At 54.5% G+C, this 19,968-nt stretch carries 17 protein-coding genes and 6 tRNA genes; 13 read left to right on the plus strand and 10 right to left on the minus strand.

What is annotated here, in order from left to right; genetic code table 11:
• Window positions 1-6: 6 nt before the first annotated feature.
• A complete protein-coding gene (locus C0560_RS14505; RefSeq protein ID WP_100779395.1) occupies window positions 7-1,242 on the plus strand; it encodes an ion channel protein in 1,236 nt (411 codons plus the stop codon).
• Here C0560_RS14505 and ipdC read toward each other — a convergent pair whose 3' ends face one another.
• On the minus strand, window positions 1,243-2,901 hold the full coding sequence (gene ipdC / locus C0560_RS14510; RefSeq protein ID WP_123427156.1) for an indolepyruvate decarboxylase: 1,659 nt from the start codon (window positions 2,899-2,901) through the stop codon (window positions 1,243-1,245).
• Window positions 2,902-3,084: 183 nt separating this feature from the next.
• Between ipdC and mgrA the strand changes: the two genes are divergently transcribed.
• A complete protein-coding gene (mgrA, locus tag C0560_RS14515; RefSeq protein ID WP_248858837.1) occupies window positions 3,085-4,083 on the plus strand; it encodes an L-glyceraldehyde 3-phosphate reductase in 999 nt (332 codons plus the stop codon).
• Window positions 4,084-4,208: 125 nt separating this feature from the next.
• Window positions 4,209-4,553: a DUF2502 domain-containing protein YpeC gene (gene ypeC, locus C0560_RS14520; protein ID WP_100779391.1), complete on the plus strand. Its 345-nt coding sequence runs from the start codon at window positions 4,209-4,211 to the stop codon at window positions 4,551-4,553.
• A gap of 58 nt (window positions 4,554-4,611) precedes the next feature.
• Here the strand turns inward: ypeC and C0560_RS14525 are convergent, their stop codons facing one another.
• Window positions 4,612-5,850, minus strand: coding sequence for an Nramp family divalent metal transporter (locus C0560_RS14525; RefSeq protein WP_100779390.1), 1,239 nt, complete (start codon window positions 5,848-5,850; stop codon window positions 4,612-4,614).
• 351 nt (window positions 5,851-6,201) lie between these two features.
• Between C0560_RS14525 and nupC the strand changes: the two genes are divergently transcribed.
• Window positions 6,202-7,389: a nucleoside permease NupC gene (nupC, locus tag C0560_RS14530; RefSeq protein WP_100779389.1), complete on the plus strand. Its 1,188-nt coding sequence runs from the start codon at window positions 6,202-6,204 to the stop codon at window positions 7,387-7,389.
• A 40-nt stretch (window positions 7,390-7,429) separates the two neighbouring features.
• Here the strand turns inward: nupC and C0560_RS14535 are convergent, their stop codons facing one another.
• The 3 genes from C0560_RS14535 to C0560_RS14545 form a co-directional block, all read right to left on the minus strand.
• Window positions 7,430-9,625 carry an EAL domain-containing protein gene (locus C0560_RS14535; protein WP_371923350.1) on the minus strand — a complete coding sequence of 732 codons (2,196 nt, stop codon included), beginning with the start codon at window positions 9,623-9,625 and terminating at the stop codon, window positions 7,430-7,432.
• Between the two features lie 212 nt (window positions 9,626-9,837).
• Window positions 9,838-9,913, minus strand: a tRNA-Ala gene (locus C0560_RS14540).
• Between the two features lie 38 nt (window positions 9,914-9,951).
• A tRNA-Ala gene (locus tag C0560_RS14545) sits at window positions 9,952-10,027 on the minus strand.
• Window positions 10,028-10,244: 217 nt separating this feature from the next.
• Here C0560_RS14545 and C0560_RS14550 point away from each other — a divergent pair.
• Window positions 10,245-10,607 (plus strand): YfeC-like transcriptional regulator, encoded by a 363-nt coding sequence (locus C0560_RS14550; protein WP_248858843.1) that lies wholly within the window; start codon window positions 10,245-10,247, stop codon window positions 10,605-10,607.
• A 1-nt stretch (window position 10,608) separates the two neighbouring features.
• The gene (locus tag C0560_RS14555; RefSeq protein WP_248858846.1) at window positions 10,609-11,004 is read left to right on the plus strand and encodes a YfeC-like transcriptional regulator; all 396 of its coding nucleotides are present in this window, start codon (window positions 10,609-10,611) and stop codon (window positions 11,002-11,004) included.
• Between the two features lie 50 nt (window positions 11,005-11,054).
• Here C0560_RS14555 and gltX read toward each other — a convergent pair whose 3' ends face one another.
• A complete protein-coding gene (gene gltX / locus C0560_RS14560) occupies window positions 11,055-12,470 on the minus strand; it encodes a glutamate--tRNA ligase (protein ID WP_107703161.1) in 1,416 nt (471 codons plus the stop codon).
• Window positions 12,471-12,728: 258 nt separating this feature from the next.
• Here gltX and C0560_RS14565 point away from each other — a divergent pair.
• The 5 genes from C0560_RS14565 (at window position 12,729) to C0560_RS14585 (ending at window position 13,648) form a co-directional block, all read left to right on the plus strand.
• Window positions 12,729-12,804, plus strand: a tRNA-Val gene (locus C0560_RS14565).
• Between the two features lie 44 nt (window positions 12,805-12,848).
• A tRNA-Val gene (locus C0560_RS14570) sits at window positions 12,849-12,924 on the plus strand.
• A 31-nt stretch (window positions 12,925-12,955) separates the two neighbouring features.
• Window positions 12,956-13,031 (plus strand) — tRNA-Val (locus tag C0560_RS14575).
• Window positions 13,032-13,034: 3 nt separating this feature from the next.
• A tRNA-Lys gene (locus C0560_RS14580) sits at window positions 13,035-13,110 on the plus strand.
• A 190-nt stretch (window positions 13,111-13,300) separates the two neighbouring features.
• The gene (locus C0560_RS14585) at window positions 13,301-13,648 is read left to right on the plus strand and encodes a FlxA-like family protein (RefSeq protein WP_100779384.1); all 348 of its coding nucleotides are present in this window, start codon (window positions 13,301-13,303) and stop codon (window positions 13,646-13,648) included.
• On the opposite strand, the gene C0560_RS14590 is transcribed toward C0560_RS14585, so the two are convergent.
• Window positions 13,645-14,580: a LysR family transcriptional regulator gene (locus C0560_RS14590; protein ID WP_123427147.1), complete on the minus strand. Its 936-nt coding sequence runs from the start codon at window positions 14,578-14,580 to the stop codon at window positions 13,645-13,647. The genes C0560_RS14585 and C0560_RS14590 overlap by 4 nt on opposite strands.
• 89 nt (window positions 14,581-14,669) lie before the next feature.
• Between C0560_RS14590 and C0560_RS14595 the strand changes: the two genes are divergently transcribed.
• Window positions 14,670-15,665: a bile acid:sodium symporter family protein gene (locus C0560_RS14595; protein ID WP_100779382.1), complete on the plus strand. Its 996-nt coding sequence runs from the start codon at window positions 14,670-14,672 to the stop codon at window positions 15,663-15,665.
• On the opposite strand, the gene C0560_RS14600 is transcribed toward C0560_RS14595, so the two are convergent.
• The 3 genes from C0560_RS14600 to zipA all read right to left on the minus strand — a co-directional run bounded on the left by C0560_RS14600 (window position 15,662) and on the right by zipA (window position 18,958).
• Window positions 15,662-15,877 carry a DUF3820 family protein gene (locus C0560_RS14600; RefSeq protein WP_100779381.1) on the minus strand — a complete coding sequence of 72 codons (216 nt, stop codon included), beginning with the start codon at window positions 15,875-15,877 and terminating at the stop codon, window positions 15,662-15,664. The genes C0560_RS14595 and C0560_RS14600 overlap by 4 nt on opposite strands.
• A 1-nt stretch (window position 15,878) precedes the next feature.
• Window positions 15,879-17,894: an NAD-dependent DNA ligase LigA gene (ligA, locus tag C0560_RS14605; RefSeq protein ID WP_248858849.1), complete on the minus strand. Its 2,016-nt coding sequence runs from the start codon at window positions 17,892-17,894 to the stop codon at window positions 15,879-15,881.
• 68 nt (window positions 17,895-17,962) lie between these two features.
• Complete coding sequence (zipA, locus tag C0560_RS14610; protein ID WP_100779379.1) at window positions 17,963-18,958, minus strand: cell division protein ZipA; 996 nt, start codon at window positions 18,956-18,958, stop codon at window positions 17,963-17,965.
• Between the two features lie 230 nt (window positions 18,959-19,188).
• Here zipA and cysZ point away from each other — a divergent pair, with 230 nt between their 5' ends.
• Window positions 19,189-19,950 (plus strand): sulfate transporter CysZ, encoded by a 762-nt coding sequence (gene cysZ / locus C0560_RS14615; protein WP_100779378.1) that lies wholly within the window; start codon window positions 19,189-19,191, stop codon window positions 19,948-19,950.
• Window positions 19,951-19,968 lie beyond the last annotated feature (18 nt).

Genomic DNA, 19,968 nt, shown 5'->3' on the forward strand with positions numbered 1-19,968 from the left:
ATCATCATGCTCCATCCGCGCGCCAGAACCATGCTGCTGTTAGCAATACCTGCGCTGATTATTGGTATTGCGTCGAGTCTGGTGTTAATCGTGGTGATGAAAATCGCCTCGGTGCTGCAGACGTTATTGTGGTCTACGCTTCCGGGGCAGCTGGGTGTTGATGTGAGTTCTCCGGCGTGGATCATCCTGATGTTAACCCTGACCGGGCTGGCCGTCGGTCTGGTGATTCGCTTTAGTCCAGGACATGCCGGTCCCGATCCGGCGCTGGAGCCGCTGATCGGTGCGCCGGTCAATCCGATGGCACTGCCGGGCCTGATTCTTGCGCTGGTGATTGGCCTCGCGGGCGGCGTGAGCCTCGGGCCAGAGCATCCGATCATGGCGGTGAATATCGCCCTTGCGGTGTACCTCGGCGCACGCATCCTGCCGCGCGTCGGCGCGCTGGACTGGACCATACTGGCGTCAGCGGGAACCATCGGCGCGTTGTTTGGCACCCCCGTCGCCGCCGCACTGATTTTTTCTCAAACCCTGAGTTCTGATAACGACGTGCCGCTGTGGGATCGCCTTTTCGCCCCACTGATGGCCGCTGCTGCCGGGGCACTGACCACCAGCCTGTTCTTCCAGCCTCACTTTTCGCTGCCCATCCCCCACTACGGACACATGCAGCTGGCCGATATTTTCAGCGGCGCGATTGTTGCCGCCATCGCCATCGCGCTGGGTATGGTCGCCGTCTGGTGCCTGCCGCGTCTGCACCTGCTGGTGCACAAGCTGAAACATCCGGTGCTGATTCTGGGCGTAGGCGGATTTTTGCTGGGCATTCTGGGGGCTATTGGCGGGCCGATTACCCTGTTTAAGGGGCTGGACGAGATGCAGCAGATGGCGTTCAGCCAGGTGTTTAGCGTGTCAGATTATTTCCTGTTTGCTGTGGTGAAACTGGCTGCGGTGGTCGTGGCCGCCGCGTGCGGCTTTCGCGGTGGGAGGATCTTCCCGGCGGTGTTTATCGCCGTGGCATTGGGCCTGATGCTGCATGAGCACGTCGATGCAGTTCCGGCGGCAATTACCGTTTCCTGCTCGATTCTGGGGTTTGTACTGGTAGTCACGCGCGATGCCTGGCTAAGCCTGTTTATGGCGGTGGTCGTGGTGCCGGATACCAATCTGCTGCCGTTGCTTTGCATTGTAATGTTGCCCGCCTGGCTCCTGCTGGCGGGCAAACCGATGCTGATGGCCTGGCGGCCCAAGAAATAGTCAGGCGTTATTTCGCGCCTCCAGTGCCTGAGTGATGGCGCTTAACAGCGGAGGAATATCCTCTTTGGGCAGCATCACTTCGATCAGCGACAATTTTTCGCTGTGCGCGACCTTCTCAAGGATCTCCGCCAGCTGGACCGTTTCGCTCACCCGCCAGCACTCAGCCTGACCATTCTGGCTCAGGGCTTGCGGGAGCTGCGTCCAGTTCCACAGCGCGATATCGTTATAGCGCTGTTTCGGCCCGTGGATCGCCCGCTCAACGGTGTAGCCTTCGTTGTTGAGCACCAGAATCACCGGATGCTGATTATCCCGTAGCATCGAACCCATCTCCTGAATGGTCAGCTGCGCCGCGCCGTCGCCGGTCAGAACGATCACCCGCCGGTCCGGACACGCCGTTTGCGCGCCGAAAGCAGCCGCCAGCGTGTAACCAATCGACCCCCACAGCGGCTGAACGATAAAGTTTACATCTGTAGGCAAGCGCAGCGCTGCCGCACCGAACGCGGAGGTGCCCTGGTCGGCGAGAATAATGTCGCCGGGGCGAATGAAGGTTTGCAGCGTGTGCCAGAAATTATCCTGCGTGAGCGTGCCCTCATGATAGTGATGTTCGAGCGGCGCCTGGCGAGACGGCGCGGCGTGATCTTTGACGTGCTGTTTACACAGCGCGGATAAGATCTCGACCGCTTTGCTCATCGGAATCCCGGTGAACCATCTCTCACCCACGCGGGCGGCGTGCGGCTGAACTTCGATAGTGCGGGCCGCAGGAAGATTGTGGGTAAATCCGGCTGTCAGCGTATCAGTGAAACGCGTGCCGACGCAGATGATAGTCTCGGCCTCTTCAATCGCCTCTCTCACCCCCTCCGCGCTCGCCGAGCCGCTGTAGGTGCCGTAAAAACCGGGCTGACGTTCGTCAAAGATCCCTTTGCCCATCAGCATGGTGGCGTGGGCCATCGGGGTGTCATTCACCCATTTCTGCAGCGGCGCTTTCAGGCCGTAACGCAGTACCAGGAAATCGGCCAGCAATGCGGTACGTTTGCTGCCAGCGATGCGTGCTTCCGCCGCATCGCGGAAGGCTTTAAGACAGGCGCTATCGGCGTGAGAAGTGCGCTCGGTGAGAGCGTTTACAGGCGGTGTGGCCGGTTTTTTTGCCACGTCAGCAGGCAACATCAGATACCCCGGGCGACGTTCCCGCAGCATGATCGACAACACGCGATCGATTTCATAGCAGGCGTTTTGCTCCGTGAGAATGGCCTGCGCCACGGTCACCGGCTCACTCATCCGATAGAAATGGCGGAACTCTCCGTCGCCCAGCGTGTGGTGCAGCAATTCACCTTTTTGCTGGGCGGCACTCCCCGGCGCGCCCACGATATGCAGTACCGGCACATACTCCGCAAAGCTGCCGGCAACGCCATTCATGGCGCTTAACTCCCCCACGCCAAAGGTGGTGAGCAGTGCGGAAAAGCCCTTGCAGCGAGCATAGCCATCGGCGGCATAGGCGGCGTTTAATTCGTTGGCACAGCCCACCCAGCGGATGTCGGGGCTGTCGATAACATGGTCGAGAAACTGCAAATTGTAGTCGCCTGGCACGCCGAACAGATGTTCAGCGCCGCAGTGTTTTAGTCGTTCCAGCAGGTAATCGGCGACGCAATAGGGGGTTCGCATAACAGGTGTCCTTCTGACGTTGACCTCACTTTGAGTATTAAAGAAGCGTGATGACTGTCCAGGAATGGCAGTAAGAAGGCACTGGAAAGAATGTTTTACGGAAAATGGCGGTGTAATCTGATTTACTGCGCGTGAGTGTAAACGTATACACTGATGGATTATTTCCGGTAAGAGGGTCTGAGCATGGTTTTTGATGCGGATAAAATGCGTTATCAGTCAATGCAGTATCGTCGTTGCGGCCAGAGCGGTCTGAAGCTGCCCGCCATTTCACTCGGCTTATGGCATAACTTTGGCGATACCACCTTAATTGACACCAGTCGTCAACTTTTACAGCGGGCCTTTGAGCTTGGCATTACCCACTTCGATCTGGCCAATAACTATGGCCCACCTCCCGGCTCCGCAGAATCAAACTTTGGTCGCATTTTTCGGGAGGATTTTCAGCCTTACCGCGACGAATTGATCATCTCGACAAAAGCGGGATACACCATGTGGGACGGTCCCTACGGTGACTGGGGCTCGCGTAAATACCTGATTGCCAGCCTCGATCAGAGCCTGAAACGTACGGGGCTGGAATACGTGGATATTTTCTATCACCACCGTCCGGACCCGGAAACACCGCTACGAGAGACGATGAGAGCCCTCGACCACGTCGTGCGACAGGGAAAAGCGCTGTACGTCGGCTTATCGAATTATCCGGCAGAACTGGCGCGACAGGCGATTGAGATCCTGGACGATCTCGGCACGCCGTGCCTGATCCACCAGCCTAAATACTCGATGTTTGAGCGTGCGCCTGAACAAGGGCTGTTGTCCGTACTGCAGGAAAAAGGGGTCGGCTGTATTCCGTTCTCTCCGCTGGCCGGGGGGCAACTGACGGACCGTTATCTGAATGGTATTCCAGCGGATTCACGCGCCGCCAGCGGCAGCCGGTTCCTGAACCCGGAGCAGATCACCGAAGAGAAAATCAGCCAGGTTCGCGAGCTGAACGCGTTGGCCGAAAGCCGGGGCCAAAAACTCTCGCAGATGGCGCTCGCCTGGGTGCTACGCCATGACGCCGTTACCACGGTACTGATTGGTGCCAGCAAAACGGCGCAAATCGAAGATGCGGTTGGCACGCTGAAAAATCTCCACTTTACCGCTGACGAGCTGAATACAATTGACGCGATCCTGAGCCGGTCAAAATAGAACCGTTTTTAGCAAAAAGTGCTCCCCTCCATGAATTAGGAGTTGAGGCGATTAAACGGGGCTTTACGGCCCCGTAATATTGCGTTAACAGGCCGTCTACGGCCCCGATCGTGAAGGAGAAGAGAATGTTCAGGTCACTGATTCTTGCAGCTGTATTAATGGCTTCAGCACCGCTGGTCGCTAATGCGGGCGAAATCACCCTGTTGCCATCAGTAAAATTACAAATTGGCGATCGTGACAATTATGGTAACTACTGGGACGGCGGTGGCTGGCGCGACCGTGATTACTGGCACCGCAACTATGAATGGCGAAAAGACCGCTGGTGGAGGCATGATAATGGCCGTCACCGTGGCTGGGACAACCGCAAAGCCTATGAACGCGGCTACCGCGAAGGCTGGAGCGACCGGGACGATCGTCGTGGCCGACCGGGTCATGGACGCGGCCACGGACACGGTGGTCACCATCACTAAGTACACATCACTCAATACAAAAAGGAGCCAACTGGCTCCTTTTTTCATCTCTGATAATTTATAGCCCCAGCGCGGTCCCAATCAGCAACCACAGGTTCAGGGCCACCACCAGCACCACGATAACCCACCCGATACGTTTGACCAGCCGGGTATTCACCAGATCGCCCATTAACGTCTGGTTACTGGTAAAGATCAGCAGCGGCACCAGCGCCAGCGCGATACCGAAGCTCAGCAGCACCTGGCTCATCACCAGAATGCGCGTCGGGTCCAGCCCCATCAGGATCACAATAAACGACGGCATCATCGTCACGGAGCGGCGCACCCACAGGGGAATATGGAAACGCACAAACCCCTGCATGACCACCTGCCCTGCCAGCGTCCCGACCACCGTTGACGAGAGGCCCGCTGCAACCAGGCTCAGACCAAAAATAGTCGCCGCCGCGTGGCTGAGAAGTGGTTCGAGCGTCAGATAAGCCTGGTCGAGATCGGCGATACCTGTGTGGCCACTGAAATGGAAAGCCGCTGCTGCCGTCGCCATCATCGCCAGATTCACAAACCCGGCGATGGTCATCGCAATACCGACATCCCATTTGGTTGCCGAATAACGCTCCCGGCGTGAGCCCTCGTGGGCGTGCTGCGTCAGCGAGGAGTGCAGATAAATCACGTGCGGCATAATGGTCGCACCCAGTACGCCTGCCGCGAGGAAGACCGCTTCTGACGTCGGCAGAGTAGGAATAATCATGCCTTTACCCAGCTGCGCCAGATTTGGCTGGGAGAAGATCAGCTCGACAATATAGGCCGCGGCAACAAACAGCAGCAAGCCGCCAATCACCAGCTCAAGCGGTTTTTGACCACGGCGCTGAAGCATTAAAATCAGGAAAGTGGCGATCCCGGTGAGCACCGCCCCCTGGAGTAGCGACACGCCCAATATCAGTTTAAAGCCGATGGCCGCGCCGATAAATTCCGCCAGATCGGTGGCCATGGCGATAATTTCGGCCTGCACCCAGTAAAACCACACCACCGGACGCGGATAGTGATCGCGGATCTGTTCAGCGAGGTTTTTCCCCGTCGCGATCCCCAGTTTTGCGGAGAGCACCTGAATGAGCATCGCCATCAGGTTTGCCCAGACCACCACCCACAGTAATTTGTAGCCAAAGCTCGCCCCGGCCTGAATGTTGGTCGCAAAATTACCCGGATCGATATAGCCAATGGCAGCGATGAACGCAGGTCCCATTAACGCAAACCTCAGCTTGCGCGCTGCTCTGCCACTGCTACCCTCTACGCGACTGTTTGTCATTTCTGCCTCTGGAAATATAGCCTTTGCTATGTTTCATGCTATCAAAATGAGAATGATTATCAAGATCATTTAGATGATTTATAGTGATTTCTCTGATAGCTCTGAACGATAGGTGGGGCGGATGCAATGAAACGATCTCACAGAGCGTGAAATCGCACAGTCATTTGTGAAGCGTAGCACACAAACGTAACTTTTCACTCATTTACATAACATAACGGAAATGTATGGTTGATCACTATTTTTGAGACTCGTCACAGGATGTAACTATAGTGTGGTCTTGATCTCGTTTTCTTTGTACTTGTTACATAGAATGTGCACGGAAATTAAACCTGCCTCATATTTGGAGCAAATATGGACCGCGTCCTTCATTTTGTCCTGGCACTTGTTGTCGTTACTGCACTTGCATTGCTGGTCAGCACAGACCGCAAAAACATTCGTATTCGTTATGTTGTACAGCTGCTCGTCATTGAAGTTTTACTTGCGTGGTTCTTCCTGAACTCCAACGTAGGCCTGGGCTTCGTGAAAGGCTTCTCCGAAATGTTCGAAAAACTGCTCGGATTTGCTAACGAAGGGACGAACTTTGTCTTCGGCAGCATGAACGATCAAGGCCTGGCGTTCTTCTTCCTGAAAGTGCTTTGCCCAATCGTCTTTATCTCTGCGCTGATCGGTATCCTGCAGCACATCCGCGTTCTGCCGGTTGTGATTCGCGCGATCGGTTTCCTGTTATCCAAAGTCAACGGCATGGGTAAACTGGAATCTTTCAACGCAGTCAGCTCCCTGATTCTGGGTCAGTCCGAGAACTTTATCGCGTATAAAGATATCCTCGGCAAAATGTCTCGCAACCGCATGTACACCATGGCGGCTACCGCAATGTCTACTGTATCCATGTCTATCGTGGGTGCATACATGACAATGCTGGAACCAAAATACGTGGTGGCTGCGCTGGTTCTGAACATGTTCAGCACCTTTATCGTGCTGTCGCTGATCAACCCGTACCGCGTTGACGCCAGCGAAGAAAATATCCAGATGTCTAACCTGCACGAAGGCCAGAGCTTCTTCGAAATGCTGGGCGAATACATTCTGGCAGGCTTCAAAGTGGCGATTATCGTGGCCGCGATGCTGATCGGCTTCATCGCCCTGATCGCTGCATTGAACGCCCTGTTCGCCGCTGTGCTGGGTATCTCCTTCCAGGGCATTCTGGGCTACATCTTCTACCCTGTTGCATGGGTGATGGGTGTTCCGGCTCACGAAGCGCTGCAGGTGGGCAGTATCATGGCCACCAAACTGGTTTCCAACGAATTCGTTGCCATGATGGATCTGCAGAAAATTGCCAGCACGCTCTCTCCGCGCGCGGAAGGCATTCTGTCTGTGTTCCTGGTTTCCTTCGCTAACTTCTCATCCATCGGCATCATCGCTGGTGCGATTAAAGGTCTGAACGAAGAGCAAGGTAACGTGGTTTCTCGCTTCGGCCTGAAACTGGTTTACGGTTCAACGCTGGTGAGCGTACTGTCTGCGTCTATCGCTGCACTGGTACTGTAATCAGAAATAAAAAAGCCGGGGGTTTTTGCCCCCGGCTTTTTTACGCCTCCAGTTCGGCAAGCGGCTGCGGTTTCCCAATCAAATATCCCTGCAGATAATCGACCCCGATCTCAAGCAACAGCTGTCGCTGCGCCGGTGTTTCAACAAATTCGGCCACCACATACAGGGATTTGGTCTTCGCCAGATTGCAAATCGACGCCACAATCGTCGCATCCATGCTGTCAGTACAAATATCTTTTACGAAACATCCGTCGATTTTGATGATGTCAGCCTGCAGGCGTTTTAACCGTTCGTAGTTAGCGTACCCCGTCCCGAAATCATCAATCGCAATTTTAAAACCATACTCGCGCATCTGCTGGATATTCTGGATGCTGGATTCTGAATCCGAGAAGGCCTGCTCTTCCGTGACCTCCAGAATGACCGCCTGCGGCGCGATGGCGTAGCGCTCAAACAGGGCAATGATTTCGGCGGCGACGTCTTTTTGATTGAGCGTCATCGGCATCAGATTGACAGAAAAACGGGCACTGTTTGGCGGTGTGGCATGGGTGCTCAGCCAGATCAGCACCTTTTCCACCACGCAGAGGTCAAAACGATGACTCAGGTTGAACTGGGCAATCAGCGGGATGAAACGATCGGGGGTAATGATTTCGCCGTCGCTCTCCAGTCGGGTGAGAATTTCGTGGTAGCCCTCACCCACAGCATTCTGGATGGGCTGAGCATACAGACGCACCCCCCCCTCCTCCAGCGCCCGTTTTACCCGGCTCAACATTAAGACGCGCTCCGTTGTTTGCCCTGAAACCCTCTCAACGCTATTCGTCAGCGCCAGCACTCTGTGAGTAACGCAGGATTGCTCTGAGAGCCAGCTCAGTTGCCCAAGCGTATGGTGAAGGTTTTCGCCCTCCTGCCCTTCCAGCTCTCCCCAGGCTGCACCAAACTCGATGTCCAGCCCGGTGTTGTTCCAGTAAATCTTGCGGCTGTTCAGCCGATCGACGATGTGCTGGAGACGCTCTCCGGTGTCCGGGCCTGACAGCACCAGAATCAATTCACTGCCCGGCAGCTGGAAGAATTTTTCGTTCGTCTGCAGTAACGGCTGAACTGACGAGGTAATGGCTCGCTTACAGTAGATGCGCATCAACATCCCGTAATGGCGGCTAAGAAACCCCAGATTTCCCATACGCAGACAGCAGATTTTGGCATCCGGATAGTGCTGCAAATAGTCTTCCAGGGCGCGCATATTGGCTAAACCTGTGAGCGGATCGGTTAGCGCCCTTTCGTGCCAGCCTTGCTTCAGCCACTCACTGCGGTGATAGATTCGCGACATGTACATCAAACAAATTGCGAAAGAGATCAGGACCGACAGGACAAATGCCAGCGCGTAGCCGTTCTGCACGCCATTAAGAAAGTTTTTGTTATAGGTCAGCAGCAAGAAAACGGAAATTGCCCAGCTCAGGGAAACAAGCGCGTAGCTCATCCGACTAATCGCGACGGTAAAAAGAATAAATATGAGGGGGACCAGATACCCGGAGATATAGTTTTCTTCAATTGGCGCGCACAAGATCAGCATCACCAGCGACAAACTCATCAGCCAGAGTAATGCAAATACGGGATTATTTTGAATAAGATACGGCTTAATGCTGCGTAACCAGAAGGTATGGGCATAGCGGGGATTAATTATCATTCTTAAGGGGTAATAGAACATCATCGTAAATATCAGGCTGGCACAAAACAGGCTCTGTATATCCACAATGTTATAAATTGGTGTCCCATCGCCAAAGAAGTTTGAAATGGAAAGAGGAAAATCAAAGAAATAACCGGCTAAGTACATCGACACTTTTATGCCGAGGGGAATGGCGAATCCCAGCCAGAAAATGCGTATCCCGATATGCTGGTTAGGTAGCCCGAATCGCCAGCGCCTGCCCAGCAGGACGCGCACCACGCCGCACGCTGCAAACACCGACGCCGTCTGACAGAAGAGGATAACGACCTGCTGAAGTATGGTTAACTGGAACTGATAAAGATTCGTTAACGCAAAACTGAAAATAATGGGAAGAATAGCGTGACGGCCAAACAAGAAGATCACTGCCAGCATCACGCTCAACGGCAGCCAGGCTAAATAGACGTAATGGCCATCCAGAAAGGTTTTCGGGGAAATGTAGCGAGAAAAAGGAACAATCACCAGGCACAAGATTTGCGCTAGCATAAATAATTGTAAATTATTACGTAGGTGACTTTTCATTCTTAGCAAGGCGCTATTTCCCAGGCGAATAATTGGCTGAATGAATGGTAAGTTTATTAATTGAGCGAATCAAGTTTCCGGGTTTAAATGCTCCGATTTATTGATTTCGATAAAGGTCTGAGAGGTAAACATACACGTGTGGCAACAAAAAAGGCAGGAGTTGATAACAAACGCATAAAAAAACCCCCGCCTTTCGGCGAGGGTCTGAATTTTGGTGGAGCTAAGCGGGATCGAACCGCTGACCTCTTGCATGCCATGCAAGCGCTCTCCCAGCTGAGCTATAGCCCCACAGTTCTTTACGTTCCAAACTCTCCTGGATAAGAATTTGGTGGAGCTAAGCGGGATCGAACCGCTGACCTCTTGCATGCCATGCAAGCGCTCTCCCAGCTGAGCTATAGCCCCAACGTAAAGCTGTCGTGTTGACGGGCGGCATAATATGAATTCCACCGCAGAGTGTCAACGGCAAAATCAGCCCTTCCCTTTCAATCGTCGAAAAATCAGGCAAATGAATCACATTGCGAAGCTGCTCGCAGCCAGTAGTTAAACCTGTCACGTTTTCGAATAAAAGGGTGCTATAACATGAAGCACTCATTAACCCTACTAATATTCAGGTAATTGCATGATCAAGGAACGAATGACGCCAGAGGAGTTATCCCGGCTCACTGGTTATAGCCGACAGACCATCAATAAATGGGTACGAAAAGAGGGTTGGAAAACATCACCAAAGCCAGGTGTTCAGGGCGGTAAAGCGCGTCTGGTCCACGTTAATGAAAAGGTGCGCGAGTTTATCCGCAGCGCATCTCGCATTACTGAGGACTCTCAGCCCGCTGAAAACGTGTCCGACACGAGTTCGCTCACTTCTCTCCTGCTGACCCTGGCCAATGAAATGACACCGGATGAGCAAAAGCAGCTAAACACTTTACTACTGCGGGATGGGATTACCGGATTGCTACAACGTTTAGGGATACGCGACCAGAGTTGATATGAAAAGATTACGGAGCAAGATGACCACGGAAGAGCTGGCTGATAGCCTCGGGGTCGCCAAACAAACAGTAAACCGCTGGATACGTAAACAAGGATGGAAAACGGAAGCGCTGAACGGCGTGAAAGGCGGCCGGGCCAGGCTCATCCATATCGATTCCCGCGTGCGTGAACACCTTATCAGTCTCCCTGCGATGCGTAGCCGCCAGGCTATTTATCAGCTCGCTGAAGCGTCCGTTGAGTATGGCGAGGTGAAAACGACCAGCCTGTTACGTCAGGTGACGGCTCCCCTTGAAAACATGACGCCACTCGAACAAGAGAGGCTCGCTGTATTGCTGGCACGTGAAGGTATTCAGGGATTCCTTACCCGGCTCGGTATTGCTGAAGAGCAGGCATAAAAAAACGGCAGGATAACCTGCCGTTTTGCCGCTCGTTTGTAGCGGGGTGATTACTGCTGGCTTTCGCGCTCAGCAATAAAGCCCAGGGCTTTGTTAATACGCGCAACGCTGCGGGTTTTGCCAATCGCGTGGACAGTAACGTCCAGGCCCGGTGACTGACCCGCGCCGGTCACTGCTACACGCAGTGGCATACCGACTTTACCCATGCCCACTTCCAGCTCATCGGCCGTTGCCTGAATCGCATGATGAACGTTTTCTGCGGTCCAGTCGGTCAGTGCCGCCAGCTTATCGCGCACCACTTCGAGCGGCTGACGCGCAACCGGACGCAGGTGTTTTTTCGCGGCGTCAGCATCAAACTCGTCAAACTCTTCGTAGAAATAACGGCAGCTTTCCGCAATCTCTTTCAGGGTTTTGCAGCGCTCACCCAGCAGTTTGACCAGATCCGCCAGTTCCGGACCGGTACGGGTATCAATGTTTGCCTGCTCAATGTGCCACTGCAAATAGGTCGCAACGTACTCGGCTGGCATGGTGTTGATGTAGTGGTGGTTCAGCCACAGCAGTTTATCAGTGTTAAACGCACTGGCAGATTTGCTCACGGCATTCAGGGAGAACAGCTTGATCATCTCTTCACGGCTGAAGATCTCCTGATCGCCGCTGGACCAGCCCAGACGCACCAGGTAGTTCAGCAGTGCTTCTGGCAAATAGCCGTCATCACGGTACTGCATCACGCTCACGGCACCGTGACGTTTGGACAGTTTTTTACCGTCGTCACCGTTAATCATCGACACGTGCGCATAAACCGGCACAGGCGCATTCAGCGCTTTCAGGATGTTGATCTGACGTGGCGTGTTGTTGATATGGTCTTCACCACGGATAACGTGAGTGATTTCCATATCCCAGTCATCCACTACAACGCAGAAGTTGTAGGTCGGTGAGCCGTCGGTACGACGAATAATCAGATCGTCCAGCTCCTGGTTGCTGAACTCAATCGGGCCACGGATCTGATCGTCAAAGATCACAGAGCCTTCCTGCGGGTTAGCAAAACGCACTACGCATGGCTCATCAGCAGCATGATGCTCATGGCTGTGGCGGCAGCGGCCGTCGTAGCGAGGCTTATCGCCGTTCGCCATTTGCTCTTCACGCAGCGCTTCCAGACGCTCTTTGGAGCAGTAACATTTATACGCGGTGCCTGCGACCAGCATTTCATCAATGACGGCGTTATAGCGATCAAAACGTTTCGTCTGGAAATACGGGCCTTCATCCCACTCCAGGTTCAGCCAGTTCATGCCATCCATGATGGCTTCAATAGCTTCCGGTGTGGAACGCTCGAGATCGGTGTCTTCAATACGCAGCACGAACTCACCGCCGTGGTTACGTGCAAAAAGCCAGGAATAAAGAGCAGTACGGGCACCACCGACGTGCAGATAGCCTGTCGGGCTGGGCGCGAAGCGAGTTTTGATTTTCATGAAATGGCCTTACGTTATAAAGATGCCGACGACCGGCAAATGCTGGGAAAAAAACAATGGGCAATATTCTATCACTGTGGGGCGATTCCTCAATGATGTTGCCTGATTGACATGCAGGTTTGCGAAATTTGTTTAGAAATCATGCTGCGCGGGACATTTTGTGATCCGTTTGTTTAATTTTACGACGAACAAACAAAATCTTTAGAAAAGGCGTTGACTCATTTTCAACTCTCCCTATAATGCGACTCCACACAGCGGGGGTGATTAGCTCAGTTGGTAGAGCACCTCCTTTACACGGAGGGGGTCGGCGGTTCGAGCCCGTCATCACCCACCATCTACTTTACGTAGATACCGCAGTGTAGATAAGAATTTAAGATTGGGCGATTAGCTCAGTTGGTAGAGCATCTCCTTTACACGGAGGGGGTCGGCGGTTCGAGCCCGTCATCGCCCACCATTCTTAAATCTTGTTTTAGTAGTACCGAAATGGGTGATTAGCTCAGTTGGTAGAGCACCTCCTTTACACGGAGGGGGTCGGCGGTTCGAGCCCGTCATCACCCACCATTCGGGTCGTTAGCTCAGTTGGTAGAGCAGTTGACTTTTAATCAATTGGTCGCAGGTTCGAATCCTGCACGACCCACCAATGTAGAAAGGCGCCCTAAAGGCGCCTTTTTGCTATGCGCAATTCATGACCCCAAAGTCGATTATCCGCTGGCGCTCCGCTTAAGATACTTGCCCTATTTCAGGCGCATCTCCCCTCCCAGATCTGGCAGGTTCCCTCAAGCTATGGATTTTTATGCCGATATGCTTGTTTTATGGCGAGAGGATTTAAAATGACAACAATCCAGGCATCAACTCCATCAGTGCAGACAGGCAGCACAAGCAGCGGCGGCGGTAGCTCCGGCAGCAGCGATATCGCATCGCAAATCAGCCGTCTGACATCGCAAATCACTAAGCTGACTCAGCAGCTGAAGGATGTTGCGAACGGCAGCGGCAGTACCGAAGACAAGAAAAAGCAGCAGGAGCTTCTTCAGTCGCAAATCAAAATGCTACAGGCTCAGCTGGCGCAGTTACAGCGTGAGCAGGCCGAAGAAAGCCAGAAAAAACAAGAGCAAAAACAGGCCAGAGCAGAAGGCGTAAACTCACCTTCCGCAGAGCATCAGATCGATATCTACGTCTAATCGTTCGGCGCGTTAAATAACGGATCGCGTATGCGGGCCTCCATTAACCGCTGTGCCTGCATACGTACCACCTCCCAAAGCGCATGAGCCGCACCAGAGAGTGAGCGATTTTTTCGTCGCACCAGCATCAGCTTACGTTCAATACAGGGCGTGAAACGCTTTACGACTAAGCGACTGCCCTGCGGCAGCGGTAAGGCCAGCGCAGGTAACACGCTGATCCCAATCCCGGCCTCAACCATCGGAAAGAGCGTGGCGGGATGACCAATCTCCTGAACGATCGTCGCATTCACCCGCTGCTGTGCCAGCGCCGCGTCAATCAGCGGACGGCTCCCTGATGCATAATCCTGCAATACCAGATTTGCCCCCTGTAACGCCTGCCACGTCACTTTTTCCATCGCGGCCAGCGGGTCATCGTCGCGACACAGCAGTAAAAACGGCTCTGACAGCACCACTTCGCACTCCAGATCCGTCACCGGACCGGGATCGATCACAATCCCAAAATCGACGTCGCCTTGCCTGATACTCTCCAGAACCCACTGCTGCGGCCTGTCGTGAAGTACAAAATCGATATCGGGATAGCGACGGTTACTTTCAGCGATACATTGCGGGATCAGATGCGCTGAAATGGTCTGACTGGCGGCGACGCGCACCGTCCCGGAAAGTTGCTGCCCCACTCTGCCCACATCGCGCAAGGTGCTGTTTAGCTCATCCAGCAACCGTTCCAGACGCGCAGCCAGCTGTTGCCCCGCCTCGGTGAGCACCACTTCGCGGGTGGTGCGATCAAGCAGGCGCACACCCGTCTGTGATTCCAGCTCTTTCACACTGTGGCTAACCGCCGACTGACTCAGGCCGATCATCTCTCCGGCGCGGCTAAAGCTGCGAGCCTGAGCGACGGTGACAAAAACGCGAAGCTGACGCAAAGAGTAATTCATCTGTTTAATTCATGAATGGATGCAATAAATCGATTTTATTTCTCAAAGGGAACAAAGCACAATAGCGAAATCTGATTTCAGGAGCATTTATGAAACTGTTTCGTGTTCTCGATCCCTTTACCCTCACGCTGATTGCTGTCGTTCTGCTGGCCTCTTTCTTCCCGGCACGCGGCAGTTTTGTTCCCTTCATTGAAGGCCTGACCACTGCGGCCATCGCCCTGCTCTTTTTTATGCACGGCGCAAAGCTGTCTCGTGAGGCCATTATCGCCGGGGGAAGCCACTGGCGGCTGCACCTGTGGGTGATGTGCAGCACCTTCATCTTGTTCCCGGTACTGGGCGTGCTTTTCGCCTGGTGGGCGCCGGTCAACGTCGATCCGGCTCTCTATACTGGCTTCCTGTATCTGTGCATTCTCCCCGCGACCGTACAGTCAGCTATCGCATTTACCTCGCTGGCAGGCGGTAACGTCGCCGCGGCGGTCTGTTCCGCCTCTGCGTCGAGTCTGTTGGGGATTTTTGTGTCGCCGCTGCTGGTGGGCCTGCTGATGAACATGCACGGCGCTGAGGGTAATCTCGAGCAGGTCGGGAAAATCTGTCTGCAACTGCTGCTGCCGTTCGTGCTGGGACACCTTTCTCGCCCGTGGACGGGGGATTTCGTCGCCAGAAACAAAAAGTGGATTGGCAAAACCGACCAGACCTCCATCCTGTTAGTGGTCTACTCCGCCTTTGGCGAAGCCGTGGTGAACGGCATCTGGCATAAAGTTGGCATCGGCTCACTTCTGTTCATTGCGCTCGTGAGCATCGTTCTGCTGGCGATTGTGATTGCGGTGAATACTTTTGCCGCCCGCAAGTTTGGCTTCAATAAGGCGGATGAAATTACCATTGTGTTCTGCGGCTCGAAGAAGAGTCTCGCCAACGGCATTCCGATGGCGAATATTCTCTTCCCGACGTCAGTGATTGGGATGATGGTGCTGCCGCTGATGATTTTCCACCAGATCCAGCTGATGGTCTGCGCGGTGATGGCGCGCCGTTACAAGCGCCAGACGGAAAAGCTGGCGCAGGAAGAGACCCGCGCCGCGAAAGCTTAAGGACGTTTGAGGGGCTGAACCAGATGGCTCAGCCCTTCGGTTTTGATGAGCAGCGTAATCGCCATTAGCTCACCCAGTCGCCCTGCCGGAAATTCATCTTTCCGCGCGAACCACAGCAAATACTCTTCCGGCACATCAATCAATCGACGGCCTTTGTATTTCCCGAACGGCATTTCGGTGTTAGCGATGTCGATGAGCTGTTCTTTCTCCACGTTACTCTCCTAACAGGCGCAGCATTTCCGCTTCGTCAATGACGTCAATGCCCAGCTCTTGTGCTTTCGCAAGCTTGGAGCCAGCCGCCTCGCCTGCAATCACCAGATCCGTTTTCTTCGACACGCTGCCCGCCACTTTTGCTCCTAACGCTACCAGACGCGCTTTGGCGTCGTCACGGGAGAGTTGACTCAAACTGCCGGTGAGTACCACGGTTTTGCCCGCAAAGGGGCTGTCGATTTCGTCGGCGTTAACCACCACCGGGGCAGGCCAGTGAATGCCCTCCTCCAGCAGCTTGCCAATCACCTCACGGTTGCTCTCTTCCGCAAAGAAGTTAAAGACATGCGTCGCAACAACGATACCCACGTCCGGCACTTTTTGCAGCTCCTCAATCGAGGCTTTCTCAAGCTGCTCCAGGGTGCCAAAATGGGCTGCCAGCCCGGCGGCTGTCGCTTCACCAACTTCACGGATACCCAGCGCGTACAGGAAACGTGCGAAGGTCGTCTCTTTGGCTTTTTCCAGCGCATTGACCACGTTTTGCGCCGATTTTGGCCCCATGCGATCCAGCCCGGTCAGCTTGCCCGCCGTCAGGCGGAACAGATCCGCAGGCGTGTGGACGTACTCTTTCTCGACCAGTTGATCAATAATCTTATCGCCCATCCCGTCCACGTCCATCGCTCTGCGCGAGACGAAATGCTTGAGCGCTTCTTTGCGCTGCGCCCCACAAATTAACCCGCCGGTGCAGCGCGTGACCGCCTCACCTTCCACGCGTTCGACGTCAGAACCGCATACCGGGCAGTGGGCCGGGAATTCGATGGCGCGCGTGTCGTCAGGGCGCTCAGACTCAACGACGTTAACCACCTGCGGGATCACATCCCCCGCGCGGCGAATCACCACTTTATCGCCAATTCGAAGACCCAGACGCGCGATCTCGTCGGCATTATGTAAGGTGGCATTACTCACCAGTACGCCCGCAACCTGAACCGGCTCCAGACGTGCAACCGGCGTAATCGCACCCGTACGCCCGACCTGGAACTCAACGTCGCGCACGAAGGTCATCTGCTCCTGAGCAGGGAATTTAAACGCCACCGCCCAGCGCGGCGCTCGCGCCACAAAACCTAATTGTTCCTGAAGCGCCAGCGAGTTCACTTTGATGACCACGCCATCGATATCAAACCCCAGCGTCGGGCGGTCTTCTTCGACCTGACGATAAAACGCCAGCACCGCTTCCGGTGAGTCGCAGAGCTGCACGCGATTGCTGACCGGCAGGCCCCACTCTTTAAACTGCAGCAGACGGCCCAGATGGGTATCAGGCAGCTCGCCGCCTTCAAGAATCCCTACGCCGTAGCAGAAGAACGTCAGCGGTCGCTTCGCCGTGATGCGCGGATCTAGCTGGCGAATTGAGCCAGCAGCTGCATTACGCGGGTTAGCAAAGACTTTGCCACCGGTGCGGCGCGCTTCATCGTTAATCTTCTCAAAGCCCGCCTGCGGGAGGAACACTTCACCGCGCACTTCAAGACGCGCCGGGATGTTATCGCCGCGCAGCTTTAACGGAATGGCGCGGATAGTACGTACGTTAGTGGTGATGTCCTCACCCGTGGTGCCATCGCCGCGCGTAGCGGCCCGCACCAGAATGCCGTTCTCATACAGAATGCTCACCGCCAGGCCGTCGAGCTTCAGCTCGCAGCACCAGGTCAAAACGTCGGCGCTTTTCAGGCGGTCCTGAACACGCTTGTTAAACGCGAGAAAGCTCTCTTCGTCGAAGACGTTATCCAGCGACAGCATCGGCACTTCATGGCGAACCTGGCTGAAAGAGGCCAGCGGAGCGGCGCCGACGCGCTGCGTCGGTGAATCAGGGGTGATGAGATCGGGATATTCTGTTTCCAGCTCGCGCAGTTCGCGCATCAGGCGGTCATACTCCGCATCCGGAACCTCCGGTGCATCCATCACGTGATACAGGTATTCATGATGGCGAAGTGTGGTTCTTAGGTGAGTAATTTTTTGTTCGATTGAGTCCATAGCGCACCATCAATGAGAAAAACCCCCGACAGGCGGGGGTTGAGGAGACGTGGAAGAGAACGCAGAGATTACGCGTTAGCTTCCTTTACTTCGCGGATGCGATCCTGATATTCGCGCAGTTTCTGCGGCGTCATCATTCGACGCTGGTCGTCGAGTACCACGCCACCGACTTCATCGGCGATATGCTGGGCGGATTGAAGCATCAGCTTAAAGTTTTGCAGTTCGTCCCCGTAGGACGGCACCTGCATAAAGATTGTGATGCCCGGCGTGGTGAAATCACCGGTCATTTCCGGATCAAAGGTCCCCGGATTAACCATATTCGCCAGACTGAACAGCGCAGGGCCACTTCCGTCCGGGCTAAGATGACGGTGGAAAATGTTCATGTCACCAAACTTGAAGCCCGCCTGCTGGATGCTGTTGAGCAGCACGTCGCCATTGAGCTGAGTTCCGTGATGCGCGGCCACGTTCATAATGATGACCGTTTCCTTACGCTGCGGTTTTTCGACCACTGGCGCTTCTTCGATCACCGGTTCCGGTTCAACAAACGGCTCCGGTTCTGGCTGCGGCGCAGGTGGAGTATGAACAGTCTGCGGCGGCATTTCTGGCGTCAGCGGCTGAGCAGGACGCGGCGGTTGCACGGGTTGCGAAACGGGCTGAGGCTGCACCGGCTGCTGCACGGGTTGCTGTACAGGCGCTTGCGGTTGCGGCTGACGCACCGGCTCTTCCACAGGCTGTGGCGCGGGCTGGCGCGGCTGAGCTGACGCGTACGGCGGCTGATACTGATGCTGCGGAGGCTGACGAGGTGCTTCATGCTCCCCATGGCCTGCGGCAGGCGCAGCAGTATTAACGCGATGAACGCGCACTTCACCCACGCCTTCGTCGTCGTTATCGTCAATGACGTCATCGCCATCATCGTCGTGACGACTGGACTTCATGCGCTTCAGTGGGCGATCGCGAAACATCGAGGAGCGTTCTTTACGGCTGGTCCAGAAACCATGTACCAGTAAAGCGAGTATGGCGATCGCGCCAACAATGATTAATATCAGACGCAAATCCTGCATCATTATATTCTCTGTTGTTCTAACACCTTGCCACCACGGCAAACATTTACTCACTAAGAGTATTTGCCGATTACGTCAAGTGCAAGTGCGTGCAGAGCATTCAAAGCATAAAGATGAACGAAATCGTGCTTTTTGCTGTTTTTTCGAACATTTCCGAACTGGTTATTGGTCCACAACCCGATAATATAGGCGTGTAATTCCACTGGTTGTGAAAAAAGGAGTACAGCCTGGTTATGGTTTCGACATCAACAACGACTCCGCGCAGCGGTATCGGCTATTTTTCTCAGGGATGGAAGCTGGTCACCCTGCCTGGGATCCGCCGCTTTGTGATTCTGCCTCTACTGATCAACATTTTGCTGATGGGCGGCGCTTTCTGGTGGCTGTTTACCCAACTCGAAAGCTGGGTTCCCTCTATCATGAGCCACGTGCCTGACTGGCTACAGTGGCTAAGCTATCTGCTGTGGCCGATTGTGGTCCTCTCCGTGCTGCTGGTTTTTGGCTATTTCTTCTCGACCATCGCCAACTGGATAGCCGCGCCGTTTAACGGGCTGCTGGCGGAGCAGCTCGAAGCACGTCTGACGGGCGCGACGCCGCCAGACACCGGTGTGCTTGGCATCATGAAAGACGTACCGCGTATCATGAAACGTGAATGGCAGAAGTTTGCCTGGTATCTGCCGCGCGCTATTGTCCTGCTCATCCTTTACTTTATCCCCGGAATTGGCCAGACCGTGGCGCCTGTGCTGTGGTTCCTGTTTAGCGCGTGGATGCTGGCTATCCAGTATTGCGACTACCCGTTTGATAACCACAAAGTGCCATTCAAAGAGATGCGCACGGCCCTGCGCACGCAAAAAGTCACCAATATGCAGTTTGGTGCCCTGACCAGTCTCTTCACCATGATCCCTGTCCTGAACCTGTTCATCATGCCCGTCGCGGTCTGCGGCGCCACGGCGATGTGGGTAGATTGCTATCGTGCTAAGCACGCGTTATGGAAGTAATGCAAAACTGTGTAAACA

The sequence above is a fragment of the Lelliottia sp. AC1 genome (assembly GCF_023278595.1).
GTDB classification, from domain to species: domain Bacteria; phylum Pseudomonadota; class Gammaproteobacteria; order Enterobacterales; family Enterobacteriaceae; genus Enterobacter; species Enterobacter nimipressuralis.

What these genes read in the sequence shown, in the direction of transcription:
- C0560_RS14550 (WP_248858843.1), top strand. Translation starts at nt 10,245, where the DNA reads ATGATCAAGGAACGAATGACGCCAGAGGAGTTATCCCGGCTCACTGGT.
- ipdC (WP_123427156.1), bottom strand. Translation starts at nt 2,901, where the DNA reads ATGCGAACCCCCTATTGCGTCGCCGATTACCTGCTGGAACGACTAAAA.
- nupC (WP_100779389.1), top strand. Translation starts at nt 6,202, where the DNA reads ATGGACCGCGTCCTTCATTTTGTCCTGGCACTTGTTGTCGTTACTGCA.
- gltX (WP_107703161.1), bottom strand. Translation starts at nt 12,470, where the DNA reads ATGAAAATCAAAACTCGCTTCGCGCCCAGCCCGACAGGCTATCTGCAC.
- ypeC (WP_100779391.1), top strand. Translation starts at nt 4,209, where the DNA reads ATGTTCAGGTCACTGATTCTTGCAGCTGTATTAATGGCTTCAGCACCG.
- C0560_RS14505 (WP_100779395.1), top strand. Translation starts at nt 7, where the DNA reads ATGCTCCATCCGCGCGCCAGAACCATGCTGCTGTTAGCAATACCTGCG.
- C0560_RS14595 (WP_100779382.1), top strand. Translation starts at nt 14,670, where the DNA reads ATGAAACTGTTTCGTGTTCTCGATCCCTTTACCCTCACGCTGATTGCT.
- cysZ (WP_100779378.1), top strand. Translation starts at nt 19,189, where the DNA reads ATGGTTTCGACATCAACAACGACTCCGCGCAGCGGTATCGGCTATTTT.
- C0560_RS14525 (WP_100779390.1), bottom strand. Translation starts at nt 5,850, where the DNA reads ATGACAAACAGTCGCGTAGAGGGTAGCAGTGGCAGAGCAGCGCGCAAG.
- ligA (WP_248858849.1), bottom strand. Translation starts at nt 17,894, where the DNA reads ATGGACTCAATCGAACAAAAAATTACTCACCTAAGAACCACACTTCGC.
- C0560_RS14555 (WP_248858846.1), top strand. Translation starts at nt 10,609, where the DNA reads ATGAAAAGATTACGGAGCAAGATGACCACGGAAGAGCTGGCTGATAGC.
- mgrA (WP_248858837.1), top strand. Translation starts at nt 3,085, where the DNA reads ATGGTTTTTGATGCGGATAAAATGCGTTATCAGTCAATGCAGTATCGT.
- C0560_RS14535 (WP_371923350.1), bottom strand. Translation starts at nt 9,625, where the DNA reads ATGAAAAGTCACCTACGTAATAATTTACAATTATTTATGCTAGCGCAA.
- C0560_RS14590 (WP_123427147.1), bottom strand. Translation starts at nt 14,580, where the DNA reads ATGAATTACTCTTTGCGTCAGCTTCGCGTTTTTGTCACCGTCGCTCAG.
- zipA (WP_100779379.1), bottom strand. Translation starts at nt 18,958, where the DNA reads ATGATGCAGGATTTGCGTCTGATATTAATCATTGTTGGCGCGATCGCC.
- C0560_RS14585 (WP_100779384.1), top strand. Translation starts at nt 13,301, where the DNA reads ATGACAACAATCCAGGCATCAACTCCATCAGTGCAGACAGGCAGCACA.